Consider the following 26313-nt stretch of genomic DNA (forward strand, 5'->3'; position numbering starts at 1 on the left):
CACCAGCCTCCCGGGCCGTACACGACACCGCCTCTGTACGGCCCGGGTGCCCAACCCCTGGGAGAACCCAATGCAGACCACGGCCAACACCCTGGAACGCGCCGCCTACCTGATCAGCATGCTCGGGCTGCACACCGGCGACCAGTTCGCCGCCGCAGAGTCCGACGCCCTGGACGTCTGCGCCGCGGTCTACATGGCTGCTGAGGGGATCTGCCCGCCCGAGTTCTCCACCGACGAGTTGACGTCCATCACGTTGATCGAATCCTCCGCGCTCGCCATGGCCGCGATTCGCGCGATCAGCGACGTCCTCGACTCCAGCGTCTGCGAGGACCAGATCGCCCCCGGCATGTACGTCCCGAACTACATCGAGCACGTCTCCAACTGGGCCGCCACCGCCCCCATCGGCGAGAAGACGCCACCCACCACCAGCGAGGTCATCGGCCGCATCCTCCGCGCCGCCAACACCCTCGCCACCCAGACCCCCACCCACCGCGCCGCCTGAAAGGACCCACCCCCATGAGCCTCATGACGTTCGACGTCCTCACCGACGGCTTCGCCAACGACCCCGCACACTCCGCCGGCCGCGCCGACGCCTACGACGACACCAAGACCCTCACCGTCGACGAACTCGTCATCCGCGCCGGCATGCACGCCGACCACCACCCCAACCTCGCCTACGCCGTCGGCTACATGGACCGCGTCATCGAACTCCGCCTCGAACTGGACGCCGTATCCGAGGCCGAGACCGAACTTGTCTGGACCGACCGCATCACCCCCTGAACCCTCAGAACACCCCCTTCCCCCACCCACCACGGAGCACCACCCAGCCCAAGCCAGGACGGAGGCCTGAGATGGCCACCAGAACCCGCAAGACCACCGCCAAGAAGACGGCCACAGCAGCGAAGAAGACGACCCCGGCCCGCAAGCCCGCCGCGAAGAAGGCCCTGCCCAACACCCCGCCGGTCAACACGGACACCGTCGTCAACGTCCGCCCGCCCGTGCTCGTACGCCGCAAGGTGTTCGTCGGCCCCATGGGCGTCACCGAACAAGCCGCCATACGCGCCGCCCTCGCCGCAGCCAAAGCCGCCCTCCGCGTCCCCGTCTCCGCCTGGCACGGACCCGTCGCCCACCTCGCCGACGACACCGTCCTCACCCACACCCCGGCCCACGCCACCACCGACCAAACCCCCACCTTCCGGGCCGCCATCGCCTGCCCCCACGGCGCGATCCACCTCTACACCATCCACACCGCGCAGGAACTCCACCGCGCCCGGCTCCTCACCGCCCAGTGCGACGGCTGCACCATCCCCACCCCGGACACCGAGACCTCCCCGAAGCCGGCCGTGCGCGCCCTCGGCGACGCCCTCACCCGCGCCCGATCCGCCACCGCCGAAACCCAGCCCATGTCCCGCGACGACATCGCCGCCGGCCTCGCCGCCCGCGCCACCGACCAGGCCAAGGAGCACCCCCAGCCGTGACCACCGAACTCACCCAGGAGCAACGCGACCGCCGCTGGAAGCAAGCCCACACCGCCATCCAGAACGCCCTCGCCGCCTCCTGGACCGAATGGCGCCGCACCGGCCGCCGCCCCGACTTCACCAAGGCCGCCGACCACGCCATGGACGGCCTCGGCGACCTCGCTGCGGAGATCCTCGCCGACGGCACCATGTTCAAGGCAATGACTGTCAAGGACGGTGTCGTCACCATTGAACTCGCTGAAGCCCACTGGTTCCTGGAGCTGTACGTCGCATCCATGCGCGCCGTTCTCGACGATTCCGGAGCCGAGAACTACGCCGAGATCCCGTTCGAGACCGCCCCCAGGCTGTCGATGGATCTCCAGGATGGCAGCAACCCGGCCGACGCCTACACCTTGACCCTCCAGCGCCGTTACAAGCCCACCCCGCACGAGTTCCGGCTGCGCGCCGAGGAGAACCTCGGCGCCGTCATGCACGTCATCGAGCACTGGGTCGACCAGGTCAAGGACGGCGAAGACGTCCACGTCGACCAACTCACGCGGGCCCTCCAGATGGTCGGCCACCCCGTCCGCGGATACGAGCACGCCGATGACTGAGCACACACCCGGCTACATCGACGCGCTTGCCGGCCAGCTCCGCGGCCGTCGCCCGGACCTCCTCGCACTGGCGGAGACCGAACTCCAGCAACTCCGCGGTCGGATGCAAACCATCGCCCGCTTCATCAACAACCAGACCATCCCCCTGGACGTCCGTCAGGGCCTCGCCCAAGACCTCCACCTACCCACCCCGGAGAAGTAGTGGCCACCGACACCAGCATCGAATGGGCCGACAAGACATGGTCACCCATCATCGGCTGCGACCGCGTCAGCCCCGGATGCGACTCCTGCTATGCGATCAGCACCGCCCGCATCCGCGAATCCAACCCGCACCCGTCCATCGCCACCGCCTTCGCCGGCACCACCCAGCACACCGACCACGGTGTCGACTGGAGCGGCCAGGTCAACCTCCTCAACCACCGGTTGACCGAACCCCTGCGCTGGAAGACCGGCCGCAAGGTCTTCGTGAACTCCCTCTCCGACCTCTTCCACAAGAACGTCCCCGACGAGTTCATCGCCAAGGTATTCGCCGTCATGGCGCTCACTCCGCAGCACTCCTACCAGGTCCTCACGAAGCGCCACGCTCGCATGCGATCCCTGGTCGGCAACCCGGAGTTCGAGAAGCAGGTCGACTACGAGCTGCTGCACTTCCCGCCGTTCGCCGACCCGAAGCTGACCCGCCGTTCGTGGCCGCTCCCCAAGGCGGGCTGGCCTCTCCCCAACGTGTGGTTGGGCGTGTCCGTGGAGAACCAGCAGTGGGCCGACCTCCGTATACCCGCTCTCCTCAACACCCCGGCAGCGGTTCGGTTCCTCTCCTGCGAACCCCTTGTCGGACCCGTCACACTGGCCGACCACTGGATCGGCTCCGACCCCTACCGGCGAGACGAGCCGTCTATCTCCTGGGTGATCGCGGGCGGCGAGAGCGGCCCCAAGGCGCGCCCCATGCACCCCGACTGGGCCCGAACCCTCCGCAACCAGTGCGCCGCCGCATCCATCCCGTTCCTGTTCAAGCAGTGGGGTACCTGGGGCGTCGACGCTCCCCTGGACGACCAGGGACGCCTCCTCAACACCCCCCGCGGCCACGGCATCACCGTTGCGAACGACGGGACTGTCTACCAGCCCGGCGACCTCTCCTACCCCGACGGCCCCCGCTACGTCGAAGCCATCCGCGGCGGCCACGACCGCGCCCACCTCACCGGCATGTACCGCCTCGGCAAGAAGTCCGCCGGCCGCGAACTCGACGGCCGCACCCACGACGCCTTCCCGGCGGTGGCGCAGTGACCATGACCGCCCCCGAGACCCCGCCCACTGGCTCCGGCCTGGGCCGCCCCGTCGTCATCGGCATCGACCCCTCGTTGACCGGAACGGGCATCGCCTCCAGCAACGGCTGGTGCGAAGTCATCGGCTACAAACGCGCACGCGCCAAAGACCCCGGCATCACCCAACTCCCACACGCCGAACGCCTCACCGCCATGCGCGACCTCCACGCCCAGGTCCGCAAAGCCATCGGCTGCCCCGACCTCGCCGTCATGGAACTCCCCGCACCCTCCCGCAGCGGTGGCGGCGCCCACGAACGCGGCTGGTTCTGGTGGGAGACCTACCACTACCTCATGAGCAGCTACATCCCCGTCGGCCTCCTCACCCCCAACGCCCGCGCCCTCTACGCCACCGGCAAGGGCACCGCCCCCAAGGGAGCCGTCGTCGACGCCGTCGCCCGCCGCTTCCCCGACTGGGCCACCGAAGGCAACGACAACGCCGCCGACGCCGTCACGTTGATGGCCGCTGGCCGCGACTGGCTCGGACACCCGATCACCGACATGCCCAAGACCCACCGGGCCGCCCTCGACAAGGCGACCTGGCCGACCCTTCCCGGAGCCACCGCATGACCGCCGCCACCCGCCGCCCCATAACACCGGACGCGCCCAACGCTGATTGGCACGCCACCGCCCTCTGCACCCGGGACACCGCCCACCTGTTCTTCCCCGACACCACCGCCCAGACCGAGCAGGCAAAGAAGATCTGCGGCTGGTGCCCGGCCCGCGAGCAGTGCCTTGCCTGGGCGCTCGACACCAGGCAGCAGCACGGCGTGTGGGGCGGAACGACCGAGATGGAGCGCCGCATCCTCAAGCGGGCCGGCACCATCGACCCGGACCGCCTCAGGGTGTCCGGGAGCCGAGTGGTGAAGGAGTCGCAGTACTGGCCGGACTACCCGAACGCGGTGGAGGGGATCCTCGCGACGCGTCGGGGTGATGTGGAGGACCTGGCCCGGCAGGGTGTTCGGGTGGGGCGGATCGCGCGGGTGTTGAAGACGAACCCGCAGACCATCAAGAAGGTCCTCGCCCGCCTGGCTGCTGAGGCTGAAGGGGTGGCGGTGTGAGCACCATGGCCGCTGTCAGGTGGAGCGCCGACGCTGCCTGCGCGACTGCTGACCCGGATCTGTTCTTCCCCGACGAAGACACCACGGACGAGCAGATCGCGATGGCCAAGCAGATCTGCTCGGGTTGTCCGGTCAGGGAGGCGTGCCTGAGGGATGCGATTCAGCATCAGGACCGGGACGCGATCTGTGGGGGCCTGACGCCGGAAGAGCGTGTCTCAGTGCAGGGCGGGCTGAAGCGGCGGGCCGGTAAGCCGACCCCGCGGCAGTTGGCTGTGCAGCACGGTCAGTACGTGCTGACGTGTCTGGTGGACTGGCAGATGAGCGTGGCCCGGGTGGCTGAGGAGCTCGGTGCTACGCGGTCTGCGGTGTACTACGCGTACATGATGCTGGTGCCCGCAGCGAAGGGTGTCGTGCGGAGCAAGAGGCTGTCTGCGATCGAGGAGCTCCTTGTTACGTCGAAGGAGTGCTTGCGGTCCCTGGAGCGGCGGGGACTGTCCCAGTCCGAGATAGCGACGGTGCTGGAGTCGACGCAGAGCGTGGTGAGTGCCTGCCTGAAGATCCTGAGGCATCGTGACGAGGCGGTACTTCGGTTGTCGCAGGATGGCCAGGATGGGATGGCTCGATTGCAGGCCGAGGAGATGCGCGTGCACGTGGAGTCGGGCGTCGGTCTACGGGTGGACGAAGTTGTTGCGGCGGCCGGCCGGAAGATCCTCCGGATGCAGGGCGAGGGCGTTCCCCTTCGGAAGATCGCTGCGGAGATCGGTATCAATCGGGAGTCGGTTCGCCTTGCGTACCGGCAGATGACCACAAGGACCCTGAACCAGAACGAGATGGGAGAAGCGGCATGAGCCTGCCGACACTGAACGGGACCGCACGACTCATCGACACGCCGGAGCTGCGTTTCTCCGGAGCCGGCAAAGCCGTCGTGCGCGTACGTCTGGCGTTCAACGCCCGCCGCAAGGACGACTCGGGGAACTGGGTCGACGGCGACACCTTCTACATCGACGGGAAGGCCTTCGACCAGCACGCGGAGAGAATCGCCGAGTCCCTAGAGAAGGGGATGGAGGTGGTGGTGGCGGGTCGGCTGAAGACGGATCAGTGGACGACCAGGGAGGGGGAGAAGCGGTCGGGTCCGTCGTTGCTGCTGGATGCGATCGGTCCGTCACTGCGGTACGCCACCGCGCAGGTAACGAAGGCTGGTTCGGGTGGTGGCCGGCAGGCGTATCAGGAGGCGCGGCAGGCGTCGTCGCGTGAGGGTATGGATGATCCGTGGGGTGCGTCGCCGGCGGCGCAGGGGCAGGCCGGCGGGTGGGGTGGTGGCGAGGATCCGCCGTTTTGATGCGGGTGTTGGGGTGAGGGGTCTGGCCTTCGGGCCGGGCCCCTTTCTCATTCCCGCACCCTGTGATGCATTGTCCGACCATGCGTGAAGCGGTACGATGCGGGTATTCAGTCCCACCCCACCCATCTCCCAGGGGACCTCTCATGCCCACGCTGCGTCTCGTCGACCCCGACGGCTACTCCGTTCCCGGCGCCCTGCGCACCACGGCACCCGACACCGAGGCGCAGGCCCGCACCGACCTGAAGAACCTGGCCGCCGACCACGCCGCCCAGTGGGCCGACTTCGGCTACCACCCCGACGCCTACCAGATCCGTGCCGACCCGGCCGCCTGAACCACCTTCCCGCACCGACGAAAGGCCCCTGCCACCGTGACCACCCGCCGCGGCGACCTCGCCGTCATCGAACGCACCCGGATCGACCACAGCAGCACCGGCCGCACGGAAACCACCGAGTACACCGTCATGACCGTCTGCTCCGTCACCCGAGACGGCCGCGCCAAGGCAGTTCGCGACGACCGCTACCCCAGCGATGGCCACAACGTCCCCCACCCGCAGCCCCTCGCCACGATGCTCGGCCTCCGGAACATCCTGATCGTCCCCAAGGACGAAATCGACGTCGCCGCCGCGATCGCCACCGCCCGCTCCCACACCTACCCCGACAGCACCACACCCCGCGCCTACGGCTCCCTCGACGACGTCCGCGCCGCCCTGCGCCCACACCTCACCGGGAGCGACGCATGACTGCATCACCCGTCGTCGCCCACGGCTACACGTTGCGCGACCTCGACGCCCTGGCCCGTTCCGTCGTCATGAACAACCGCACCTGGTGGCCCGCCGGCGACCGAGACGACCTCCACGCAGCCGCCTGGCACGGCATCGTCGAACACCTCTGCACCGTCGACGAACAACCCGCCCGCAGGGATCTACTGGAGGCTGGCCGCCAAGCCCTCCACGACGACGTCCGCGACACGATGCGCCACCGTGGTGCACGCCGCGACAGCAGCAACAACGGTCAGAAGTACGCCATGTACTGGGACTGGGCCGGACGGCTGTCCCGAGCCCCGAGGCGGCCATCGTCGAGCGCGCGGCCCTGGACCAGATCCTCGCTGCCCTGACGCCACGGCAGCGGGAGGCGTTCGCCGCGCTCGCGGCAGCAGGCGACTACCCGGAGGCGGCGCGCGTCCTCGGGATCGCCGACCAGACGTTCAGGTCGCTGCTCGGCCGGGCGCGTGGCGCGTTCAGGGAGCTGTGGCACGAGGGCGAGATTCCGTCGGCGCACTGGGGCTGCGACCGGCGTGCCGGAGCCACGCGAGGAACCGTCGGCAAGGGCGAGTCCGCCGTTGCGAACCTCCGCCGTCGACAACGAGCTGCAGCACGCAAGCAAGCCGCCTGACCAACCCACTCCCTCCCGGCACTGAGAAGGCTCATGACCAGACTCGACGACACCGTCACCGCGGAGAAGACCGCCACCCGCGAAGCGTGGACGTTCACCCTGAAAGCACTCAACCTGACCGCCCGCCTCGGCAACTGGGAGGCGAGGACCACCGACACCGGTCTGATCCTGTCCGCTCCCGTATCCGGGTCCGACGCCGTCACCGCTGTCCGGGACTTTGCGGCCACCAGTCACATCGCCGGTGTCTGCGGTGACTTCCAGCGCGCTCAGCTCGACTACCAGGTCCCGGGCCGTGTGGCTGCGGTGTGGCAGTCGAACGGCGTGTGGCTGGAGCTGTGGACCCCCGACACCGAACCAGGGCCGCCAGCACCCGTCCAGACCGTCCCGAAGGCATTCCGGCGCTGGCGTGCCGGCCGGCTGCCGAACACCCGACGACGCAAGGAGAACACCACACCATGACCGAGCCGCCGTACTACCGAGACGAGCAGGTGACCCTGCACCTCGGCGACTGCCTCAACGTCCTACCCACCATCCCCGACGCGTCCGTCGACGCGATCGTCACTGACCCGCCCTACGAACTCGGCTTCATGGGCAAGACCTGGGATGCCTCCGGCATCGCCTACAGCGTCGACATGTGGCAGCAGTGCTGGCGCATCCTCAAGCCCGGCGGCCACCTGTTGGCCTTCGGCGCCACCCGCACCTACCACCGCATGACCGTCGCCATCGAAGACGCCGGATTCGAAATCCGCGACAGCCTGCACTGGGTCTACGGCACCGGGTTCCCCAAGGGCCAGGACATCGCCAAGTCCATCGACCGGCACCGCAACGACCGGGACGACATCCTCCGCGTCACCGCATGGCTCAAGGCCGCCCGCGACACCGTCGGGTGGACCACCAAGCAGATCGATGACCTGTTCGGCTTCAACGGCATGGCCAGCCACTGGACCGCGACTGCCAGCAAAGCCGCCTCCGTCCCGACACCCGAGCAATGGGACCGCCTCAAGGAAACCCTCGGCTTCGACGACACCGCGATCCGACCGCTGGTCGCCGAACTCAACGCACGCCGAGGCACGCTCGGCGAGGCCTGGGCACAGCGCGAAGTGATTGGACGCCGACACTCTGGCCTCCACAACGGCGGCACGAGCATCTTCCTGAGTGGAACAACTGGCCGCGCAGCGGACGGAACCATCCCCATCACCGCTCCGGCCTCCGAAGCCGCACACCAGTGGCAGGGCTGGAACACCGCCCTCAAGCCCGCACACGAACCGATCGTCCTCGCCCGCAAGACCACCGGCTTCAACACCACCGCCGCCAACGTCCTGGAACACGGCACCGGCGCGCTCAACGTCGACGGCTGCCGGACCGAGACCGGGCAGGACTACCGCGACAAGTGCGCGCCTGTCGTCGGCCTCAACTCGAACCGCAACGGCGACGCCTACGGCGAATGGACCGGCGCCCGCGAGGACTCGGCACACGCGGCTGGTCGCTGGCCCACGAACATCCTCCTTGGCCACGGACCCGAGTGCATCGACGGCGGGGCATGCCAGCCCGGCTGCCCAGTCGCCGAGATGGATCGCCAGAGCGGCATCACCAAATCCTCGGGCGGATCCGGAACCGCAAGCGGCCGTCCCGGACAGTCGGTGTACGGCACCTACGGCCAGTCGGCAGGCGCCAACATCGGCGGCCTCGGCGACCAGGGGGGCGCCTCCCGGTTCTTCCCCGTCTTCCGCTACGAAGCCAAGGCCCCAGCGTCCGAGCGTCCTCGGCTCGCCGACGGCACCGCGCACACCACCGTCAAGCCGCTCGCTCTCATGCGCTGGCTGGTTCGCCTCGTCACCCCGCCCGGCGGCATCGTCCTCGACCCGTTCGCCGGATCCGGAACCACGTTGGAGGCCTGCGTCACCGAAGGCTTCCACGCGATCGGCATCGAACAGCACGAGCCCTACGCCGACCTGTGCCGGATCCGCCTGACCAAGCCGATAACCCCGGCGCTGTTCACATGACCTCCGAGGAGCCGACAGTGACCGTTCTCGAGATGATGCCGACTGGCATGGACCTGGACATCGTCGTTGACCACAGGCAGGACCTCGCCGGTGGGACCGCGGCGGCCGTGTTCGACGAGTCCCGCACCTACCGCTACCTCCTCACCCGGATCTGGGACCCGGCCCGAGCGCCGATGGTGTGGGTGATGCTCAACCCCAGCACCGCGGACGCGTTCGTGGAGGACGCCACCGTCCGCAGGCTGGCCGGCGGGAACGGGTTCGCACGGCGTGAGGGTGCGGGCGGGATCGTCGTCGTCAACCTGTTCGCCGTCCGCTCCACCGACCCGCGGGTACTCCTCCGTCACGAGGATCCGGTGGGCCGGTACAACGACGTGTTCATACGGCAGGCCACCAGCATGAGCAGCACCGTGGTGTGCGCGTGGGGTGCGGCAGGTGTGCAGCACGGGCGTGGCCAGCAGGTCACCGAGGCGCTGACAGCGCGCCGTGTGGCCCTGTCGTGCCTGGGGACGACGTCCACGGGGCAGCCGAGGCATCCGCTGTACGTGCCCGGTGACGCGGTCCTGCAGCCGTACGGGGGCGTCTCGTGACGGCCCCGGTTCAGGTGGGCCCGTCGTCCTTCCGCGGCGGGCTCATCCGCTCCCTGGGACCCATCCGGGACTACCCGAAGACGCTGGAAGCCCAACCACGCACTGGGGTCACCGGCCGGCAGATCCAGATCCTGCTGCTGGCCGCGAACGGCAACACGAACCGGGCGATTGGCCGGCAGTTGGACATCAGCGAGGAATCGGTGAAGACCCACATGCAGTCGCTGCTGCGGAAGCTGCGGGTGCGAGACCGGGCGCAGGCGGTCGCGGTGGCGTTGCGGCTGGGCCTGATCTCTCTGGAGCAGGTGCTGGTTCCGGAGGGCGCCAACTACGACTGCCGTAGGCCCGCAGGCGGCCGGGAAAACCGGACATCTTAGACACCGTCATCGGCGGGTAAGACCGATCACCGACCGAGAGGTCCCCATGAAAAACACCCACGCCCGCATGTCAGTCACCGAAGCAGGCATCGCAGGCGCCGCCGCCGGAGGCCTGAACGCCCTGTTCTGGCGGCTGATCCTCGGCCAGATCATGCCCGTGTGGGCGTTCGTTCTGGCCGCGCTGGTTCCCGCGCTTCTGCTGACCGTACTGACGGCAGCACGCGCCCGCTCCACCAACCACAGGAAGGCGGCATGAACGACATCGAAGAACGACTGCGGAAGGCCCTGCACGACTACCCAGGTACGGCGGAGGACGTCCTCGAGATCCTCCGCCCGGACTGGGCGGAGCGGGATGCGATGGTCCGGTACTGGCAGACCTGCCGCGACGGGTACGCCACCGAGAACCGGAAGCTCATAGGCGAACGGAACCGACTCCGCAGGGAGATCCAGGAGTCGTCCGATTTGACGGCGCAGGAGGCCCGGGCCGAGGTGGACCGGCTGTCCGCCGACCTCTACTACGCCCTCGATGCGGTCGGGTACGTCGAGGAGATGTGCACGATCGTGGAGTCCGCGGAGATGGAACCGTCGCAGGGAGCGATGGTGTCGACGGTGGACGTCCGGCAGTGGGTGAAGGGCCCGCAGTGCGTCCGCATGGCCGTGGTGGACGCGAGCATGGTGCCGGCCACCCGGCCGAAGGACGATGCCGAGCTCCTCACGACCGCCCTGCGCGTCCAGGTGCGGGCCGCGCTCGAGAAGTCGGGCCGTTCGCAGGCCTCCGTAGCCCGCGAACTGCAGGTCAGTGCACGGCATCTGAACCAGATGCTGGTGGGCCACACGAAGCTGACCTTGTGGTGGGCGGCGCGGATCCTGCGCTGCTGCGGCATGCGCCTTGTCATAGGGGAGGTGGAGGGGTGAACGCGGGGGAGTCGCCGCTGCGGTGGGCTGAGGCTGAGCGGAAGCGGGCCAGGAAGGGCGTACGCCGGAAGGTACTCGCGTGGGCTGGCCTGAACCCGGCGGCCCGGCGTGCCGATGCGCTGGCTGCCCGGGCCGCGCACGGTGCGGTGGGGGAGCGGCAGACTGCGGCGCTGCTGGCCCGATTACCGGCCGGTTGGACCGTGTGGCACGGCTGCCGCCTACCGGGCCGGCGGCACGACCTGGACCACGTGCTGGCGTCTCCGTGTGGGACGGCGGTGGTGGTGCTGGACTCGAAACGCTGGCACGCCCGACGGCCGACGCACGACCGCGGCGGCCGGGTGTGGTGCGGGGAGGAGGACCGGCACGACAAGATCGAGGCCGTTGCCCGGTATGCGGCCCGTCTCCAGACGGCGCTCGGCATGCCGGGGGTGGTGGTGTGGCCGCTCCTCGTCATCCACGGCTCCCGGATCGAGGGCGGCCGGCTGGAGGTGCGGGCGCCGGACTGGCCCGGGGTGGTGCATGTGCTGGGCCCGGACTGGCTGGTGCCGACCCTGGCGTCGGCGCCGAGCGGGATCGACCCGGGGCGTGCCGCGGCGGTGGTGGCGAGGCTGGGTCAGGTTCTTTCGCCCGCTGTGGGGTGAGGCGTATGGTGGCGGTCCCACATGAGGGGGGCACCCGTTGCGGCCCGCTGGTCTTCGGACTGGTGGGCCGCTTTCGTGCTTTGTGCAACCGCCCGTCCCGACGGGGGATTACGGGACGGGCGGCAACTGGTGGGCCCGTCCCCCACCGTCGAGAAGGGGACGGGCGTTGCACTGGGAACCAGCCTGCCACGCAGCACTGACAACCCGACCGGCACCAGGTCAGGTCTGCCGCAGCGTGTAGTTCGCGAGCAGCTGCTTCAGGCCGGGCAGGTCGTACTCGGTGGTGAACTTCCCGCCGTCCGCGACCGTCGGCTGCCCACGGCTCTTCGAGCACATGACCGGCTTCCGACCCGCCGCTGATTTCACGCACTCCTGACTCGCCACCACGCCGTCCTTGTTCAGGTCCAGGTTCGGGTGGTCCAGGCCGAGGACGTGCCCGAGCTCGTGGGTGACCGCATCCTTCCGCCACGCCTCGTTCAGCGACGCGGTCTTCGAGAACCAGGTGCTGGATGTCCAGTACTCGGAGTCCATGCGGATGTGGCCGCCCCACGCGCTGCCGTTGCTGCTGGCGTGGCAGGGGTCCGTGCGGCTCATGCCCTTGGTGGTGTTGGGCCGGTAGGTGTAGTGGACGACGATCCGGTGCCGGGCCGGGCAGGTACCGACCGGGGTGGTGTCGATGAGGGTGGTGACGGTTATGGGGACACCGACCGCGGTGGTGACCTGCGCGGTCGGCCCCGTGAAGTACTTCGCCAGCTTCGACCGGGCGGTGGTGTCGGCGAAGACGATGGTGTACGGGTCGGGGGAGAGGCTGTAGATGCCGAGGCTGGTCTCGGCCTTCCAGCCGGTGCCCTTGTACACGGGCGCGGTGGCGGCGTGGGCGTCTGTGGCGCCCGCCATGAGCAGCGCGATGACGGTGATCAGAGCGGCCGCGACGGCGAGGAGGGTGCGGCGGATTCGTGCTGGTTTGTGGGTGGGCATGCCCTTCAGTCTGGGCACGAAATCACGCCACGTTCCCCCCGCTCTACGCCGTCAGGGGCGCTCCCATTCGCGTTGGTCGTTCTGCACCATGCCGGCCCCACAGTGTCGGCAGATCCCGAGCATTCGCGGTTGCCCGAACTCGGGCGTCTCGATGACCTCGTCGTGTGGGCATGCGTTCTGGTCGACAGGCTTCGACAACGCGACGGCGCGTGCGGCCCGCGTGCCAGGCTCCGGGATGACGCCAAGGAGATCGTGCTCCAGGACGGCGATTCGGTCCGCGTCCGCGCGCGGTGCGGGCGGCTCGGGCTCTGGTGGACGCTGGCGCAGCAGCTTGCGCCACAGGCTGAGTACGGGCCCCATCAGGCGCCGTCTGCGGGCGGTTGGAGGGCGATGGCCGGGTATTGCTGGACGCCTTCGGGGACTGGCCGGGGCTTCACTGTGCCGCCGAGGGGTCGGAAGGCTGGTCCCAGGAGGGGGTGTGTGGCGGCGGGGAAGGTGACGAGGTGGTCGCCGGTGTCGATGCATACATCATTGGGGCCGACGATGCGGATCGTGCCTTCGCGCAGGCCGATGGGGTCGGTGTGGATGAAGGCGACGGTGTCGCCTTCGGTGAGGGGCCGGCCGCTGTAGTCGACGGCCAGGGGCGGGGGCGTGTCGGTGGTCATCAGGCGCCTGCCCCCTCTGCAGGCCTTCGGACGACCTGGTTGAACCGGATGTGCTCGGGACGGGAGCCGGTCACTGGTACAAGCCGTCCTTGGAGGATGACCAGATGCCCAGACTGCACCACGATCTGCTCTCGCGCTGATCCGTCGCGTCCGATCAGCATGATGGTGCCGATGTAGTGGGCGTCGTTGTCCTTGCTGGTGAAGGCGATCTTGTCTCCTTCGGACAGCGGCTGGTCGAACAGGTCGAAGACGGTCAGGGGTTGCTTTTCGGTGGGGGCCATACCCCTACGGTCTCGCCGTTTCGGCCGGGCGTTCCCTCGGGTTCTTCTGGGCCCGGCAGCGTGCTGGGGGCACGGCTGCCGGGCTGCTGGCGGGGGTCTAGCCCCAGCCGGTGTCGCCCTGGACGATGTCGGTGGGCGGGTTTCCCCAGCCGGTGTCGGCGGGGGTGGTGGCTGGTGCGCCCCAGCCGGTGTCCGCTGGCGTGGCGGGTGTGAGTTCGGTGGCGATGATGGTGCCGGTGGCGGCGAGGGTGGCGATGGCCAGTGCGGTGATGGCGCGGGTGATTCGCCTCTTCACAGGGTGTTCCTTTCTGTTTCGGGTGGTTGTGGGGCATGAAAATGGGGCGTCTGGCCCGATTCTCGTGTACTGGGTCCGCTGCGATTTCCCCTGCGCCGAACGTTGGTACCTGGCAGATGCACGTTGTGGCGTGGGGGAGGACCTGGTGTACGAGCGTCGGGGGACGCCCGTGAATGAATGTGCCGTAGGCTCGGTGCGTTCTCAATCGTTTCTTCGTGCGGGTGTGTGCAGTGCGCAAACCCGCAGATGATCACGTGTGCGGGTTCGGGGGAGTGAAGCGTTGGCCATGGTTTTCGGTGGGGATCACAGAGCAGCCGAATTGTCCGAACAAGCCCAAAAGTTGTATGGGGCAATCTCCGGACAGGATTGGGCACTCGCCGCCACCCTGCAAGCCTCCGACCCGAATTCCCGTCAGGAATTGGTGACTTGGGGCTTCATCAGCGATGAAGAACCCCCCGTCGCCCGAGACCCGCAGCAGGTCCTGCGAGACATGGTGTCCCGTGAACTCGCGGCAGCATCCCGGCATATCGCCCTCGTGTCGACGATGCCGGAACTCTCCCGGGACATGATCCGCGAGTACCGGCAGGGCCAGCTCCGGGCCGGGACCTCCAGCGTGTACCTCGCCGACCAGGACACCGTGAACCGCCGTCTGCAGGATGTGATCGGTGACGCCCGCAGGGAGATCCTGGCCGCGCAGCCGGGCGGCCCCCGTAAACGGGAAGTCCTCAAGACGGCGATAACCCGGGACGGTGCTGCCCTGGACCGGGGCGTGGAACTGCGGACGATCTACCGGGACACCGTCCGCGACCACGCGCTGACCGCCGAGTACGCGCGGACGATGTCGACACGTACGGGCGGCCGGCCCGCCCAGTACCGGACGCTGGTCGCGGATTTCGAACGGATGGTGATCGTGGACCGGGAGACCGCGGTCCTGTCCGATCACATCGTGGAGGGCGGACCGGAAAACGCGGCGTGGCTGGTGACCGACCCGGCGGTGGTGACAGTCCTGGCGCGGATGTTCGACGCGAACTGGCGGCGTGCCCAGCCGTGGACGGGGGAGCTGCGGCCGTCGCGGAGAAGCGACGTGCGGAACGCGGGCACGGCCGGGGACGGTGTGCGTACGGACCGGCGGCAGCGGGGCATCCTGCGCTACCTGTGCGGGGGTGAGTCCCAGGACGTGACGGCGCGGAAGATGGGTGTTTCCCGGCGGAAGCTGCAGGGGGAGATCGCGGTCCTGAAGGAGTTGTGGGGGGTGCGGACTCTGGCTGAGCTGACGTATCAGTACGGGTCGTCTCCGGACCGGCTGGTGGACGACACCGACCCCGCGGCGGATGTCACCACAGGGCCGGCTGGGTAGGCCCGTCAGGGGGCTCCTGGTCGTCGTCCAGGTCGATGGTCTCCTGCCCGTCCAGCGGGGCCGGTGTGGGCCGGGAGAGAGCCGCCTGCAGGCCGTCCAGGCGCGCGTACAGGGCTCCGTCGGTCACTGGCCGCTGCTGGGTGTGCGGACGACGGTCCGCGGCGGGCTGTACGCCACCTCCGCCAACTCCGCGTAGACGCGCATCTCCTGACAGGACGGGCACCGGTGCGCGTTGAACCTGATACGGGGCTCACCGGGACCGGCTAGTCCGAAGGCGAGGAGAGACGGGCCCGGGTGGGCGCAGGCCCAGCAGGCGTTGAGGTCGCCGGCGTGGGCGCACAGGATGACGGGCGCCTCTTCCCAGGGCCGCCAGGTGATCGGTTCGCCGTCGTGCTCAGCAGGGAGCTCGGGCATGTACGGGGTGGCGGCGAGCGCCGCCTCGAGGTGGGCGACGCGCGCGAGGAGTTCTTCCCTGGTCGGCTCGGTCACTGGCCATCGTCCTTGCGGGGGATGCCTACCGCGTCGAGGGCGGCGTGCACGGCGTGCCAGAGGATGGCGTTGCGTTCGACGACGGTGGTGGGCAGGAAGTCGACCGGCTGCTGGCGGATGTAGGCGAACACGGCGTCGTAGGCGGACTGCCGGGGGTCTCCCGGGGTGAGGTTACCGTCCGGTCGGGTGATCTGGTGGACGGCGCCGACGGCGGTGTCCCGGTTGATGGCCTCCGGGAGGCGTTCCTTCCACGCGGAGGCCATCTGGTCCAGGCGCTCCACCTGCTTCTGCGCACGCTGGCCGGCGGCGAGTTCGGCGTTGATGCGGTCCTTGAGCGGGGCACCGAACTCCCGAGTCATGGGGTCGGGGGCGAGTCGCCGCACGGCGTCCCAGAACGCGCGGGCGGCTTCGTCGGGCTGGTAGTCGTCGCCGAGCTCCAGGGTGCCGTCGGGGCGAATGGTGATGAGCGGCCGGCCGTGGCTGGCCATGATGGTGATGTCGTTCCGCTGGACAGCAGCAGCGGTAATGCTGCTGTCCTCGAGGGCCTGCGCGCTGATGACGTGGTCGCTGCTCATGCCGGGTTGGCCTCCTCAATCTGCTTGGCCGCTCGGATGGCGTTGGCCACCCACCAGCGGTGCTGGCCGGCCTGGATGGTCTGGTCGGTGGGGATGTCGTGCTTCTTCGCGATGTCCCACAGGCCCTGGTCGCCGGAGCAGCCGATGTCCTTGTGGATGTGGCCTTCGTCGGTGTTCTCGCAGTTCCAGCCGACGAGGACGGCGTAGAGGAGGGCGTCGAGCCTGTCGGCGGCCCAGTCGCGGGAGTCGAGGGTGATGCGGGTGCGGAGGGCCTCGAGGGCGGTCTTTACGCCGAGGAGGGCGGGGACGGCGACGGTGTAGTTGATGGCGCAGGCGCGGGCGACTTCGCGGACGTCTTCGCGGTCGGCTTCGGCGTCCCACAGCCGGTCGTACAGCTCGGCGAGGGTGGCGTCGGTGTGCTCGGCGAGGGGGATGCGGTGTTCGGGGTCGGTCAGCGGGGGTGCGGGCGGCAGTTTGCCCGTCTCGGTGAGGAGGTGCTGTTCCCACAGGGCGCGAAGGACGCCGTGCCAGGTCTGCGGTACGGGATTCCAGCCGCAGGCGCAGTCGACACTCCACCGGTCGCTGGGGAGCTTGAGACGGCGGGGGAAGTGGTCGGTGACCAGTTGGCGGTGGTCGGGGCAGATGTGGCCGCCTGCGGGGAAGATACTGCCGGAACCGAGGGTGGCCCAGCCCTGGCCGGACCATTCGGGGCGTGGGGGAGGGTCGCCGGCCATGCAGGACAGGGCGTCGTACTGGCGCATGCAGCTGGGTACCAGGCAGGTGCGCAGGGACGGCTGGTTGAGGATCGCCTCGTGGATAGCGGCGTCGACCGCGGCCTCGGGCGTGGTGCCGCGCCAGCGGGCGTCAGCGGCACCGATCAGGTCCAGAAGCAGAGTGCGGGCTTCGGTTTTCACGCGCTGGTCCTCTCGGGTTCGGGTGTGCAGGTGGGGTGTTGGTGGGCGGCGGTCCCCATGGCGTGCGGGTAGTCGTAGGAACTGGGGAGGCCAGGAATCGGCTTCCACGTCTCCCCGTGGGCGCCGCAGGTCTTGCACCGCCAGCGTTCCCCGCCGTCGACCTTCTCCAGGTCGAAGCGGGTGTAGAAGGTGTCGAACTCGGCTTCGCGTTCCTGGTAGATGGTGATGCGCCGCGTGTAGTCCCGGTACATGAGGCCGCGGGCTTTCGGGTCGTCGATGGTCTCGTTCCAGGCGGGCACGTACCGGGGGTGGGTGCGCCAGAGCCGGGCCAGATTGCGCATGGTGGTGCAGGGGGTGCCGGCTGCTCCGGGGCAGGTGACGCAGACGGCGGAGGATCGGCCGCGGCCGTCGACCCAGATGTTGTGCTGGTTGGCGATGAGGTAGAGGGTGTCGATGCGGTTCAGCTCGGCGTCCCGGGCGGGACCGGGCTCGAGGCGCTCGGCGGCCTGCTGGGCGTCGGCGAGGCGGGCGTACACGAAGTCCTCGCAGCGGAACTCCCACCGCCACGCCGGATCGTCCGGGCTCGTCATCGGACCTCCGGGGCATTGACCAGCTCGATGAGAACGGCAGCATGGCAGTGGTCGGGCTGGCCGGGTTCGGGGAGCGGGCACCAGCAGGCGAGGCCACGGCCATGGAGGAGGGCACGGAACAGGCGCCGCTGCTCGGCCTGCTCCGGCTCACGGATCCATCGGGCGTACCGATCAGTGGCTTCGGCGCGGGCTGCGGTCTTGTCGTCCCAGCGGCCGAGTGTGCGGCCCTGGTGCTCGACGGCCCACATATCCAGTGGTCCGCCGCGTTCGGAGGCGGCGGGGGCGATCGTGAAGGGGTTGCCGAACCGGGTTGGGCGTCCGACGTAGACGGCCCCTTCGGGCTTTCGCCAGCCTGGGATGCGCTTCCGCTGGATTCGCTTCGGCATCATGCCTCCCGCTTTGTGCTGATGGCCGGATACAGGTGGGGGAGCGCCAGACAGCCTTCGACTACCTGGACCACAGCGGATCCGTCGCCCGGGTAGGGGGCGCCCTTTGGGTGGGTCATGCCGCAGATGTAGCCCATGACGGCTGCGTCCTTGACCAGGGCGCGTTCCCGTTCGGTGAGCGAGCCCAGGAATTCGTTCACTGCGTTGACTCGCTGGGCATCCTGCTTGGCCAGGTAGTTGACGAGGAACTCGGGGAGCGCGTCGGACATCAGGCCTCCCCGCATACGTGGTCGTCGGGGTTCATCGGCTGCTCGTTCTCGTCGTGCAGCGTCAGGCCGTTGTCCTCGTCGTACCAGCCGTCACCGGTCGCACCGCAGCCGCCGCATTCCCAGGTGCCTGCCAGGCTGATCCCGGTGAAGCCTCCGCTGGTTGTGGCCACGGTCAGGCCTCCTTCGCGCGGGTGGCGGCAGCACCGGGCACGGCGGGGCACAGGAACGGGTATGGCAGGTTGCGGTGTTCCGCCTTGCAGGCGGGGCAGCGTTCGGCGTTCGCCTTGTCGCCGAGGTGGACCGGCGGCTCGGTCTCGGTCTGCTGCGCCTCGTCGGCCAACCGGCGCAGCTCGTCGGCCCCTTCGTCCCGGCCTTCCTCCCAGGCGTCCCGGATGGTGTCGGCGGCGATGCCGAGTTTCCGCCGGTCCAGGGCGGCCACGGCGTCGGCGGCTTCCCGGAGCACGGTAGCCCGGTCGGCGGCCGCGGGGAGGACCGACAACACCGTGGTCTGCACGGCGGTCAGTACCGAGTCGGTGATGCTGCCGCCGAGGCTGGTGTCCTCCAACTCGGCGTACAGGCGGAAGCCCTCGTCGACGGCGGCGGCGATGCGGTCGCGGAGCGCGGTCCGGTCCGGGGTAGCCATGGCCATACGGCGGTGCAACTCGGCCGAGGTGACAGCGCAGCCCGGGTCGCACGGCACGAAGCGGTGGCATCCCTCCTCGAACGTGCAGGCAGATCCGGCCTGCCCGGCAAGGTCTGTCTCGAAGGCGGCGGTGCCCGCTTGGTCCGGGTGGTCGGCCTGCTGCACGAACTCGGTGCCGACGTCGAGACGGCGCGGGATCTCGGCGTCTCGGGCGATGCCAGCCGCGATGACGGCGCGCAGCCACAGGCGGGCCTCGGTGACGGCCTGCTCCCGGAACGAGAGCGGCAGGTCCTTCCACTCGGGGAGCTTGGTGGCCTTCTCCCGGACGAGCCGGTGCATGGTTTCGGCGAGTTGTCGGGCGCGAGGGTCGGGGTTGGTCACGATCGTCTCCGGGTGAGGGCGTGGATGGTGGTGATTGTGAACCCGAGGAAGCAGCCTCCGGCCCCGACCGCGGTGGTGAGGCCGAGGATGACCAGCAGCCCGGGCAGGACCGGCAGCTCCACGTCAGGCTCCTTCGAGTTCCCAGAGCGGGCAGTGGAGGACCGGGAACAGGTAGCCGTCCTCGGGCCCGGCGGGGTGGAGGCAGGATTCGTCGTCTTCAGGGTGGCTGCCGTCCTGGTGGTGGACGCACGTCTTGCAGCAGGCCAGGCCGGGGTTCTGCCAGCAGCGGGTCATGTGGTCCTGGACCTGGGTGATGCTGGCGCGGGTGTATCGGCGGCAGAACGGGCACTGGTGCCGGGACACGACCACGGGCATGGGCAGGTCGACCGGCGGCCGGCCGGTGGGTTTGCGGGTGATCCGGTACTGGTCGTGCAGGACCGCGGCGGCGGCCGCGGTGCTGACGGGGGTGAACGGGCCAGTGTCGCTGGGCGTGGAGGCGATCGTGTTGACGATGCCGGTCAGATTGTTGAGGCTGCGGCCGTCCTTGGCGAGGAGATCGAACGCGTTCAGGAGGGCCCGGACGGTCTCGTGGTCGTCGAGGATGCGCGGGCCGGCGTGCTCGGCGAGCCAGGTGGTGAGTTCGTCGCGGGTGAGGGGCGCCTGGATGGTGGGCATCTGGGTGGGCTCCCGGGGTTGGGGCGTGTGGTCCAGCCTGCCGCCGAACGGCCGTGGTGTTCCCTCGGCTTGGGGCGGGTGGACTTCAGCCCGCCCACTGTACCGCGTTTCGCATGGCAGAACAATGCGAACAGGGGGGGTGGTGGGTATGAAGATGCCCCGGACCCAACAGGACCGGGGCATCGACCAGCGTTCCTCTACCGGATCAGTCCTCGTCTTCGGGCCAAGGCGCCCCCAGACTGCCCAGCACCCCGGTGGCCTCCCGGAGATGCTCCTCAACCGCGCCCAGCGCCTGACGCGCCTCCTCCAGCCCGAACAAGGCCGTGGAAACGGCGTGGAGGATGTCCGCCTGGGAGACCTCGCTTGGATGCCGGTCAGCGAGCCGGATCCGGTTGTCCTCGTCCAGGCGCCGCAAGCCGGCCTCAAGCTGCTGAAGAGCCTGGGGAAGACGCTGCACGACCGCGGCGACCCCGACAGCGGTATCGGAGACATCGGCCGGCTGCGGGAAGGCGTCGGGTTTCAGAGTGCGTTGGTTGAGCGCTCGGATGGATTCTGCAGCGTCCGACGCCAGTTGTGACGGGGTCTTGTCGAGGTCCATGCAGGCTCCAGAAGGGGGCGTACCGGCAACGGCGGCTAGTCTTCCAGCCAGTACTGACGGGCGGGCCGGAAGTGCTGGGATCTCGAGGTGCTGGTCCTCTACCGCCTGCCGAGCCTGCGGCTCATGCTGTAGCTGGGAGCTCGTGGAGGGAGATGCTGGTGAACTGTCCGCGGTGTGGGGCCAGCGCGCAGCAGGGATCTGACGGATCGTGGGCGTGCCCGAACTGCGGGCCGATCTCCGGCACCGCGCCGGGCCCGGTCATGGTCCGGATAGGGTCGACGGCGTGAGCAGGCGACTGAAGCGTACGCAGGGCGTCCTGGACCCGGAACGGGCGGCTGCCGCGGCTGCGTTCCTGGCTGGGCAGGAGATCACCACAACGGACTGCCGGCGCTGCGGCAGCCACATCGCCGGAGTGAACGGGCGGTATGCGTGTGGCGCCTGTGGGTGGACCAACCACTGGTCGGAAGGGTCCCGGGAGCTTCCGCCAATGGAGTTGGCCGACGAACCTGCCGAGTAGCCACGCGCTGGGGGGAGGGCCGTGAACTTTCTGTTCATCTGCGGCTGGTGCGGTACCGAGTGCGTGCTGTGGGGTGAGCCGGTCGCCTCATGGTGGTCTGACAAGTACCGTTTGCCTGATTTGTTTGAATGTTGGTGGTGCGGACAAGACAGCACCGTGCCAGCCCCACCGTGGACACCCGCAGACGACTAACCAGCCCGGGCCCACACCCACTTCAACTCGGCTGCCACCGTCATACGGCATGCGAAGGCCCGGCCGCCGTGGGGGCGCGGCCGGGCCGGTGATGCGTGTGGTCAGCCGCTGACCACGCGGCTGTGCTGGCTGCCGGGCTCGTTCGGGAGCTTCTCGGCGATCTGCTGCTCCGCCGCGGTCTGGCTGGTGGCCACCGCGAATCGGCTGTACGTCTCGCCGGTCGGCTCGAACTCGACCTTCACCTGGTACGTCTGCTGATCAGCCATTCCTGTTCCTCCTTCATGCCTGCGGGGTGGGAGCGTGGGGCGCCGTCGGTTCTTCCCGGGATTCGCGGCGCCCCCATGCATGCAACCGTACCGGCCAATGCATTGGATGGCAATGCGGAAGCGGCTGGTTGTCTACGCGATCACGTCCCCCCGACAGTCACTGCACAGCACGTCCTCGGCAGAGTTCCGCAACGGCCGATGGCACTCCGGGCACTTCGCGACGGCACCGGAACGCCGGCTGGTGACAGAGGACGGGCTGACCCGGCCGCTCGGGGAACCGGGGGAAGCCGGACCGGGAACTGCCGCGTAGCGTGGCGCCGCCTATGGGAAGGCTCAGCAGTCGCCTTCTTCCAGGTGACCGTTGAGTACCCATGGCTTACCGCGTTCTGGCTTCTCAACCACCATGTTCAGCACGTGGTCGTCGTCCATGATGAGCATCCCGTGGAAGTGCAACTGGTGCAGGTGGAAGGCGGCCGCATCGTCCGTCATCAGCTCTGCCTTCTCGGGCAGCCCTGCCTCCGGGTACTGCTCGCGCATCCGGTCCAGGCTCTCCTGCGTGGACACGGCGGCTGCCATCTCCTTGAGGGGAACGAGTCTGACATGGCCGGGCCGCCCGGTGATGGCGATAGGCACTTCACCGGTGGCGAGGATGCTGTCCAGGTATACAGCCGCCATGGGAACCAGGTAGTTGTACCGGGGGCCGAGTTTCATGAACGTGTCCATGAGGTCCTTGGCGCCGTCCTCCAGGCTGTCGTCGTACCGGACGGGGTGCTCGAACATCTCGCCGGCGTGCCGGGGTACGCGAATCCATTCCTGGTAGCCGCTGAACGGCGGCTGCAGGTAGTACAGCGGGTGGTCCTCACGCTTCCTGGCGTCACGGATGGTCCGCTGCTTGGCGAGCTTCTTGTCCCGGGCAGAGCGGTTCTTCTTCGGCCGGTTGGCCATTCTGCGTCCTCCTCGATGAAGGGGCGTCCCAGCGCAGGACCGGGGCGCCCAGGGTGTCAGAACGGTGCGTCGGTGCAATACGCCTCAACTTGCTCTGGGGTGCCGAACTGGTGGGCGTACATGGCCCGTAGGCGGACGGTCTCCTCGTCGACCTCAGACTGACCTTGGACGGTCCCAACGGTCTCTGGAGCCCGTTCGGGCTGCTGCGACTCGTGCGGGGCCGCCAGGCGGGCGGTGAGCGCCGCAAACGCGGCCTCAGCCTCCCGCACGCATGGCCCGCACTCCCCACCATCGGGAACGGCACCGAAGAACGGGGCCTGGCAGATCGCACACTCCGACGGCCGCCCGCTCACCCACTTGTTACTGCTCTTCTCGAGCTGGCCCGCCGCCCGGGCTGCCCGACGTTCATAACGCCGTTGAAGGCAGGACCGGCAGTCGGCTCCGGTGTCCACCATCGTGCCGTCCTCACACGACGGGTCCGGGCAGTACCGGGAAGGGCCGATCAGCTCGAGAGCCGCACCGATGGGATGGATCAGAGCACCGTCGTGTAGGGCCGGCTCGTATCCGTACGCCACCCACCGACGCTCCACCCGGTCCCGCAGCTGCTCCACGGTCCGGGACTCCAGCGCGTTGAGGACTGCGGGCCGGTTGCGCTTCGGGAACTGCTGGTACGGCAGCAGCGCACGCAGTACAGCGGGCAGCAGGGCTTCCACGGCGCGCACGGCTGCCAACTGCTCTCGAGACAGCTCAGGCCCGTTCGACTGCCGGGGACCCGGGACCGCAGCTTGCACTTCTTCCTGATCCGACGACGAGCTTTCTTCTGCCGCCGCGGCGAAGCCGCTTCCACCCCCCGGCTCGCTACTACCTGAGGTAGAAGTGCTACGCACGCCAACGGCACTACGTGCCGAAGGCACACCCTCCGTCTCATCAGTCTCCACGCGCGCAGAAGAAGTCTTTTTCCTTATATGAGCACCCCCCTGACCGACCCCCGGTGAGGGGGGTGTCGGTCGGTCCTGCACGTTTGCATCATTTCCGCAGGTCGCACCGACACCCCCTCTGGGCGGGGTCGGTCGGGATCCAGAGTTCGCAGCGCGATTCCTCGGATCCAGGCAGGCCGGCTCGACCCGGTGGCACTTCACATTCCCGTCGGCGTAGATGTCCTCGATCATCTCTGCTACGTCGTCAGCGGTGAATGGGATCGAGTCCACGGAGAACGTCGTGTACCAGGAACCGCCGCGTTTGACGACCTCCTGGCCGTCCTCGATGACCGTCTCCGTCGTCGCACGCTGGATCTTGAACTTGACCACGTTGGCGTTGTCCACCAACAAGCGCATGGCCTTCGTGAGAGCCTTCTCGCCCTCGTCGTAGTCCTGGCTGAGCGACTCCACAGTGACGTCGTCACCGTCCTTGGCGCGGATCAGACGGGTGAGCAGCCCGATGGCAAGGATGGACGGCAGGGTGTCGATCGCCTGGTTGTCGACAGCTGCAAAACGCGCAGGTCGCGATACGCGTTTCCTCATCGGACACTCCCGCTGGGGGAGTGGGATTGCAGGGTGCTACTTGGCACGATGCGAAGTGCCGCTAGCATGGGCATGAAGCCTCGCTCTGTGACTGGAGCTTCTTCGACCAGCGGATCGCATCCGCTGGTGCTGCTTGGACGGCCTGGCGTTTGAGTGAGCTGCGAACTCTCTCTTGCCGGGCCGTCTTGCGTTTCCGGTGCCGTGGCTGCGATCACGGCCAGCGGGAACGCGACCTTAGGGCTTGTTGGGGCCGCGGCCACCGCGTGGCGGGCCGGCCTTGAAGTAGGCCAGGAAGACCCCGGTTTCCATGGTGCGGGCGTTCCCGACCATGACGTACCGATGCTTTTCGCGCCCGTCTCCGAACGGCCAGTCAGCGGCCGTACGGGCGATGTATCGGAGTCCGTCGGGCGTGATGCTCTCTACGAGGCCCTCGTCGATGAGCAGCTGGGCGCCAGTCGTGAAGGTGACGAAAGGTGGATCGTTTCGGGTCATCGGGCATCTCCGAGACCCTTCAACTTCGATGTTCTCGAAGTTGTCGCTAGGCTCGACACGTACAGGTCCTTCCAATAATCGGTGGTCTGTGCACGGCCGCACATGACATTCGCAGGTCAGCGGCCAAACAGGGAGGTCGGTGGTTGTGGTGACCGCCGGCCTCCCGCCTCCTACGGCGGGCTCTTTATCACGTCGAACACTCCTCTCTCACGCCGCCAAGGCGTTGATCGCCTCGACGGTCTCCTCAGCCGTGCGATTCCCGGCATACCGGGGAGCACTGAGCATCCCCGCCAGCCGATCAGCGCGCTTCACGATCCACGAAATCTGGTCCTCCAACGGCAACGACAGCACCGGCCAGATGGCGTCGGCCGCGCCCTCCACGTCATCGAGTTGGACCCGGGCCGTCGCCAGGTAGATGTGGGCCAGCCGCTCGTCATCCAGCGACCGCTCCTCCACCGGACCCGCCTCCCACAGACCGATCGCCGAGGTGGCTTCCCGCTCCGCCCGCTCCGCGTCATGGCCGCCCTGCAGCCAGATCAGCGACGATCCGGCGTAGTACGACTGCTTTGCCCGCGAGAACCCGAACAGCCCCGACAGGGTGTCCGGCCGGCGGATACGGTCCCGAGCCTCCTCCGCAGCATCCAGCGCGCCGTTCGCCGCGCGGCTGTCGCCGAGGTTCGCCAGGCACTGAGCCTCACCGCAGCGCAGCCGGGCCTCCCCGGTGCCCTGCCCGTGCCCCACCCACTGGTAGCCGTCTCGCACGTACTCCAGGGCGCGCCCGTAATCACCCTGGAACCGGGCGATCAGCGACTTCGTGCCAGCCACCCATGCGGCCAGCTCGGCGTCACCGGCGAACTCGGCGCACCGGCCCGCCGCCGTGGCGTGCTCGATCGCCTCCTCCGCATCCCCCATGTCCAGCAGCGCGTACGACAGCACCCCGGACAACCGGCCCGCGGCAACGTACAGATCCGAACGGTCCTGCGGCCGGTGATGCCCTGAGCGAAGCCGCTCGAACGCCTCACCGCGCAGCACGTGCGCCCGGTCCATCATCGGCGCCGGCGGGGAACCCAGGTAGTCGACGGCGGTCGCCGCGACCCCATCCTGCAACTCGCTGATGTCCAGGTCCGCCAGCGCGGTCAGGTCCCGGGACATCGCCAGAGCGGCCGCCCGCACCCGATGCGTTGCTGCAGCCTCCTGACGGTCTTGGTCCTCCCGCCGCCACTGCTCTACGAGCGCACCGTTCGCGCCCGTCGCCTCATCGGCGGCCTCCGCCACGCACAACGGCGTCGGGCGGCGGCCGGTCTCGAAGTTGTGCAGCGACGTGCGGTCGTAGCGGACACGCTGCGCTAGGTCCGCCAGGGACATGCGGGAAGCCAGCCGCCACTCGCGGAGCAGTTCCGGGAAGGTCGTCATGCTGCGAGTTTTCCTCCTCTCACCTGTTGCTGGGAGGGCATGCTGCCCTGTTCGCGGTCTTTGTCTGTTGGCAATTCGTAGTCGGGCTGATTGCCAACAGCAGCCTCAACTCCGCGGGTGCAGCCCGGTGCTGGCATGGAGTCAGCACCGATCGACGACCCCAGGGATGGCTG

Annotated in this window: 43 protein-coding genes and 1 pseudogene; 22 read left to right on the forward strand and 22 right to left on the reverse strand. The window is 68.8% G+C overall.

What is annotated here, in order from left to right; genetic code table 11:
• Positions 1 to 70 precede the first annotated feature (70 nt).
• The 21 genes and pseudogenes from ACFZB3_RS47435 to ACFZB3_RS47535 all read left to right on the forward strand — a co-directional run bounded on the left by ACFZB3_RS47435 (position 71) and on the right by ACFZB3_RS47535 (position 11699).
• Complete coding sequence (locus ACFZB3_RS47435) at positions 71 to 502, forward strand: hypothetical protein (protein ID WP_391389587.1); 432 nt, start codon at positions 71 to 73, stop codon at positions 500 to 502.
• Positions 503 to 516: 14 nt separating this feature from the next.
• Positions 517 to 780: a hypothetical protein gene (locus tag ACFZB3_RS47440; protein ID WP_391389589.1), complete on the forward strand. Its 264-nt coding sequence runs from the start codon at positions 517 to 519 to the stop codon at positions 778 to 780.
• Positions 781 to 851: 71 nt separating this feature from the next.
• Entirely contained in the window at positions 852 to 1478 is a 627-nt protein-coding gene (locus ACFZB3_RS47445) for a hypothetical protein (RefSeq protein ID WP_391389591.1), read from the forward strand.
• The gene (locus ACFZB3_RS47450) at positions 1475 to 2071 is read left to right on the forward strand and encodes a hypothetical protein (protein WP_391389593.1); all 597 of its coding nucleotides are present in this window, start codon (positions 1475 to 1477) and stop codon (positions 2069 to 2071) included. The genes ACFZB3_RS47445 and ACFZB3_RS47450 overlap by 4 nt, the downstream gene beginning before the upstream one ends.
• Positions 2064 to 2273: a hypothetical protein gene (locus ACFZB3_RS47455; RefSeq protein WP_391389595.1), complete on the forward strand. Its 210-nt coding sequence runs from the start codon at positions 2064 to 2066 to the stop codon at positions 2271 to 2273. Before ACFZB3_RS47450 ends, ACFZB3_RS47455 begins: the two co-directional genes overlap by 8 nt.
• Positions 2273 to 3352 carry a DUF5131 family protein gene (locus ACFZB3_RS47460; RefSeq protein WP_391389596.1) on the forward strand — a complete coding sequence of 360 codons (1080 nt, stop codon included), beginning with the start codon at positions 2273 to 2275 and terminating at the stop codon, positions 3350 to 3352. Before ACFZB3_RS47455 ends, ACFZB3_RS47460 begins: the two co-directional genes overlap by 1 nt.
• Positions 3353 to 3354: 2 nt before the next feature.
• Positions 3355 to 3957, forward strand: coding sequence for a hypothetical protein (locus ACFZB3_RS47465; protein ID WP_391389598.1), 603 nt, complete (start codon positions 3355 to 3357; stop codon positions 3955 to 3957).
• Positions 3954 to 4202 (forward strand): annotated as a pseudogene (locus ACFZB3_RS47470) (WhiB family transcriptional regulator); the annotation flags it as partial. The gene ACFZB3_RS47465 and the pseudogene ACFZB3_RS47470, both read left to right, overlap by 4 nt.
• A 251-nt stretch (positions 4203 to 4453) precedes the next feature.
• On the forward strand, positions 4454 to 5296 hold the full coding sequence (locus ACFZB3_RS47475) for a WhiB family transcriptional regulator (RefSeq protein ID WP_391389763.1): 843 nt from the start codon (positions 4454 to 4456) through the stop codon (positions 5294 to 5296).
• Positions 5293 to 5787 (forward strand): single-stranded DNA-binding protein, encoded by a 495-nt coding sequence (ssb, locus tag ACFZB3_RS47480; RefSeq protein WP_391389600.1) that lies wholly within the window; start codon positions 5293 to 5295, stop codon positions 5785 to 5787. Before ACFZB3_RS47475 ends, ssb begins: the two co-directional genes overlap by 4 nt.
• Before the next feature lie 143 nt (positions 5788 to 5930).
• A complete protein-coding gene (locus tag ACFZB3_RS47485; protein ID WP_391389602.1) occupies positions 5931 to 6119 on the forward strand; it encodes a hypothetical protein in 189 nt (62 codons plus the stop codon).
• Between the two features lie 36 nt (positions 6120 to 6155).
• Positions 6156 to 6527 (forward strand): hypothetical protein, encoded by a 372-nt coding sequence (locus ACFZB3_RS47490; protein ID WP_391389604.1) that lies wholly within the window; start codon positions 6156 to 6158, stop codon positions 6525 to 6527.
• Complete coding sequence (locus tag ACFZB3_RS47495; protein WP_391389768.1) at positions 6524 to 6901, forward strand: hypothetical protein; 378 nt, start codon at positions 6524 to 6526, stop codon at positions 6899 to 6901. Before ACFZB3_RS47490 ends, ACFZB3_RS47495 begins: the two co-directional genes overlap by 4 nt.
• Positions 6898 to 7179 (forward strand): hypothetical protein, encoded by a 282-nt coding sequence (locus ACFZB3_RS47500; RefSeq protein ID WP_391389765.1) that lies wholly within the window; start codon positions 6898 to 6900, stop codon positions 7177 to 7179. The genes ACFZB3_RS47495 and ACFZB3_RS47500 overlap by 4 nt, the downstream gene beginning before the upstream one ends.
• Before the next feature lie 33 nt (positions 7180 to 7212).
• Positions 7213 to 7638, forward strand: a complete 426-nt coding sequence (locus ACFZB3_RS47505; protein WP_391389606.1) for a hypothetical protein — start codon at positions 7213 to 7215, stop codon at positions 7636 to 7638.
• Positions 7635 to 9182 (forward strand): DNA methyltransferase, encoded by a 1548-nt coding sequence (locus ACFZB3_RS47510; RefSeq protein WP_391389608.1) that lies wholly within the window; start codon positions 7635 to 7637, stop codon positions 9180 to 9182. The genes ACFZB3_RS47505 and ACFZB3_RS47510 overlap by 4 nt, the downstream gene beginning before the upstream one ends.
• Before the next feature lie 17 nt (positions 9183 to 9199).
• Positions 9200 to 9769, forward strand: coding sequence for a DUF1643 domain-containing protein (locus ACFZB3_RS47515; RefSeq protein ID WP_391389610.1), 570 nt, complete (start codon positions 9200 to 9202; stop codon positions 9767 to 9769).
• Positions 9766 to 10143 carry a LuxR C-terminal-related transcriptional regulator gene (locus ACFZB3_RS47520; RefSeq protein ID WP_391389613.1) on the forward strand — a complete coding sequence of 126 codons (378 nt, stop codon included), beginning with the start codon at positions 9766 to 9768 and terminating at the stop codon, positions 10141 to 10143. The genes ACFZB3_RS47515 and ACFZB3_RS47520 overlap by 4 nt, the downstream gene beginning before the upstream one ends.
• 67 nt (positions 10144 to 10210) lie before the next feature.
• The gene (locus tag ACFZB3_RS47525; protein ID WP_391389615.1) at positions 10211 to 10399 is read left to right on the forward strand and encodes a hypothetical protein; all 189 of its coding nucleotides are present in this window, start codon (positions 10211 to 10213) and stop codon (positions 10397 to 10399) included.
• A complete protein-coding gene (locus ACFZB3_RS47530; RefSeq protein WP_391389617.1) occupies positions 10396 to 11058 on the forward strand; it encodes a hypothetical protein in 663 nt (220 codons plus the stop codon). The genes ACFZB3_RS47525 and ACFZB3_RS47530 overlap by 4 nt, the downstream gene beginning before the upstream one ends.
• Before the next feature lie 146 nt (positions 11059 to 11204).
• Positions 11205 to 11699, forward strand: coding sequence for an NERD domain-containing protein (locus ACFZB3_RS47535; protein ID WP_391389619.1), 495 nt, complete (start codon positions 11205 to 11207; stop codon positions 11697 to 11699).
• Between the two features lie 219 nt (positions 11700 to 11918).
• Here the strand turns inward: ACFZB3_RS47535 and ACFZB3_RS47540 are convergent, their stop codons facing one another.
• The 5 genes from ACFZB3_RS47540 to ACFZB3_RS47560 form a co-directional block, all read right to left on the reverse strand.
• Positions 11919 to 12677 (reverse strand): hypothetical protein, encoded by a 759-nt coding sequence (locus tag ACFZB3_RS47540; protein WP_391389621.1) that lies wholly within the window; start codon positions 12675 to 12677, stop codon positions 11919 to 11921.
• Positions 12678 to 12728: 51 nt separating this feature from the next.
• A complete protein-coding gene (locus tag ACFZB3_RS47545; protein WP_391389623.1) occupies positions 12729 to 13037 on the reverse strand; it encodes a hypothetical protein in 309 nt (102 codons plus the stop codon).
• Positions 13037 to 13342 (reverse strand): hypothetical protein, encoded by a 306-nt coding sequence (locus tag ACFZB3_RS47550; RefSeq protein ID WP_391389625.1) that lies wholly within the window; start codon positions 13340 to 13342, stop codon positions 13037 to 13039. Before ACFZB3_RS47550 ends, ACFZB3_RS47545 begins: the two co-directional genes overlap by 1 nt.
• The gene (locus tag ACFZB3_RS47555) at positions 13342 to 13623 is read right to left on the reverse strand and encodes a hypothetical protein (RefSeq protein WP_391389627.1); all 282 of its coding nucleotides are present in this window, start codon (positions 13621 to 13623) and stop codon (positions 13342 to 13344) included. Before ACFZB3_RS47555 ends, ACFZB3_RS47550 begins: the two co-directional genes overlap by 1 nt.
• Before the next feature lie 97 nt (positions 13624 to 13720).
• On the reverse strand, positions 13721 to 13918 hold the full coding sequence (locus ACFZB3_RS47560) for a hypothetical protein (protein ID WP_391389629.1): 198 nt from the start codon (positions 13916 to 13918) through the stop codon (positions 13721 to 13723).
• Positions 13919 to 14198: 280 nt separating this feature from the next.
• On the opposite strand from ACFZB3_RS47560, the gene ACFZB3_RS47565 reads away from it, so the two are divergent.
• On the forward strand, positions 14199 to 15275 hold the full coding sequence (locus tag ACFZB3_RS47565; protein WP_391389631.1) for a hypothetical protein: 1077 nt from the start codon (positions 14199 to 14201) through the stop codon (positions 15273 to 15275).
• On the opposite strand, the gene ACFZB3_RS47570 is transcribed toward ACFZB3_RS47565, so the two are convergent.
• The 17 genes from ACFZB3_RS47570 to ACFZB3_RS47650 form a co-directional block, all read right to left on the reverse strand.
• Complete coding sequence (locus ACFZB3_RS47570; RefSeq protein WP_391389633.1) at positions 15253 to 15402, reverse strand: hypothetical protein; 150 nt, start codon at positions 15400 to 15402, stop codon at positions 15253 to 15255. The genes ACFZB3_RS47565 and ACFZB3_RS47570 overlap by 23 nt on opposite strands.
• Positions 15399 to 15764 carry a hypothetical protein gene (locus tag ACFZB3_RS47575; RefSeq protein WP_391389635.1) on the reverse strand — a complete coding sequence of 122 codons (366 nt, stop codon included), beginning with the start codon at positions 15762 to 15764 and terminating at the stop codon, positions 15399 to 15401. The genes ACFZB3_RS47570 and ACFZB3_RS47575 overlap by 4 nt, the downstream gene beginning before the upstream one ends.
• The gene (locus tag ACFZB3_RS47580; RefSeq protein ID WP_391389637.1) at positions 15761 to 16339 is read right to left on the reverse strand and encodes a hypothetical protein; all 579 of its coding nucleotides are present in this window, start codon (positions 16337 to 16339) and stop codon (positions 15761 to 15763) included. Before ACFZB3_RS47580 ends, ACFZB3_RS47575 begins: the two co-directional genes overlap by 4 nt.
• Positions 16336 to 17253, reverse strand: coding sequence for a hypothetical protein (locus tag ACFZB3_RS47585; RefSeq protein ID WP_391389639.1), 918 nt, complete (start codon positions 17251 to 17253; stop codon positions 16336 to 16338). The genes ACFZB3_RS47580 and ACFZB3_RS47585 overlap by 4 nt, the downstream gene beginning before the upstream one ends.
• Positions 17250 to 17843: a hypothetical protein gene (locus ACFZB3_RS47590; protein WP_391389641.1), complete on the reverse strand. Its 594-nt coding sequence runs from the start codon at positions 17841 to 17843 to the stop codon at positions 17250 to 17252. Before ACFZB3_RS47590 ends, ACFZB3_RS47585 begins: the two co-directional genes overlap by 4 nt.
• Positions 17840 to 18232, reverse strand: a complete 393-nt coding sequence (locus ACFZB3_RS47595; protein ID WP_391389643.1) for a DUF4326 domain-containing protein — start codon at positions 18230 to 18232, stop codon at positions 17840 to 17842. Before ACFZB3_RS47595 ends, ACFZB3_RS47590 begins: the two co-directional genes overlap by 4 nt.
• Positions 18229 to 18498, reverse strand: coding sequence for a hypothetical protein (locus ACFZB3_RS47600; protein ID WP_391389645.1), 270 nt, complete (start codon positions 18496 to 18498; stop codon positions 18229 to 18231). Before ACFZB3_RS47600 ends, ACFZB3_RS47595 begins: the two co-directional genes overlap by 4 nt.
• Positions 18498 to 18668: a hypothetical protein gene (locus ACFZB3_RS47605; RefSeq protein ID WP_391389647.1), complete on the reverse strand. Its 171-nt coding sequence runs from the start codon at positions 18666 to 18668 to the stop codon at positions 18498 to 18500. The genes ACFZB3_RS47600 and ACFZB3_RS47605 overlap by 1 nt, the downstream gene beginning before the upstream one ends.
• A 2-nt stretch (positions 18669 to 18670) precedes the next feature.
• Positions 18671 to 19522, reverse strand: a complete 852-nt coding sequence (locus ACFZB3_RS47610) for a hypothetical protein (RefSeq protein ID WP_391389649.1) — start codon at positions 19520 to 19522, stop codon at positions 18671 to 18673.
• The gene (locus tag ACFZB3_RS47615) at positions 19519 to 19644 is read right to left on the reverse strand and encodes a hypothetical protein (RefSeq protein WP_391389651.1); all 126 of its coding nucleotides are present in this window, start codon (positions 19642 to 19644) and stop codon (positions 19519 to 19521) included. Before ACFZB3_RS47615 ends, ACFZB3_RS47610 begins: the two co-directional genes overlap by 4 nt.
• Before the next feature lies 1 nt (position 19645).
• Positions 19646 to 20197 carry a hypothetical protein gene (locus ACFZB3_RS47620; RefSeq protein WP_391389653.1) on the reverse strand — a complete coding sequence of 184 codons (552 nt, stop codon included), beginning with the start codon at positions 20195 to 20197 and terminating at the stop codon, positions 19646 to 19648.
• A 205-nt stretch (positions 20198 to 20402) separates the two neighbouring features.
• On the reverse strand, positions 20403 to 20795 hold the full coding sequence (locus ACFZB3_RS47625) for a hypothetical protein (protein ID WP_391389655.1): 393 nt from the start codon (positions 20793 to 20795) through the stop codon (positions 20403 to 20405).
• A gap of 810 nt (positions 20796 to 21605) precedes the next feature.
• Positions 21606 to 21770 carry a hypothetical protein gene (locus ACFZB3_RS47630; protein ID WP_391389657.1) on the reverse strand — a complete coding sequence of 55 codons (165 nt, stop codon included), beginning with the start codon at positions 21768 to 21770 and terminating at the stop codon, positions 21606 to 21608.
• Between the two features lie 333 nt (positions 21771 to 22103).
• The gene (locus ACFZB3_RS47635) at positions 22104 to 22715 is read right to left on the reverse strand and encodes a hypothetical protein (protein ID WP_391389659.1); all 612 of its coding nucleotides are present in this window, start codon (positions 22713 to 22715) and stop codon (positions 22104 to 22106) included.
• A gap of 56 nt (positions 22716 to 22771) precedes the next feature.
• On the reverse strand, positions 22772 to 24235 hold the full coding sequence (locus ACFZB3_RS47640; RefSeq protein ID WP_391389660.1) for a hypothetical protein: 1464 nt from the start codon (positions 24233 to 24235) through the stop codon (positions 22772 to 22774).
• A gap of 234 nt (positions 24236 to 24469) precedes the next feature.
• Entirely contained in the window at positions 24470 to 24727 is a 258-nt protein-coding gene (locus tag ACFZB3_RS47645; protein ID WP_391389662.1) for a hypothetical protein, read from the reverse strand.
• A gap of 207 nt (positions 24728 to 24934) precedes the next feature.
• Positions 24935 to 26140, reverse strand: a complete 1206-nt coding sequence (locus ACFZB3_RS47650) for a helix-turn-helix domain-containing protein (RefSeq protein WP_391389664.1) — start codon at positions 26138 to 26140, stop codon at positions 24935 to 24937.
• Positions 26141 to 26313: the final 173 nt, after the last annotated feature.

Source organism: Streptomyces sp. NPDC008092, from assembly GCF_042957285.1.
Classification (GTDB): domain Bacteria; phylum Actinomycetota; class Actinomycetes; order Streptomycetales; family Streptomycetaceae; genus Streptomyces.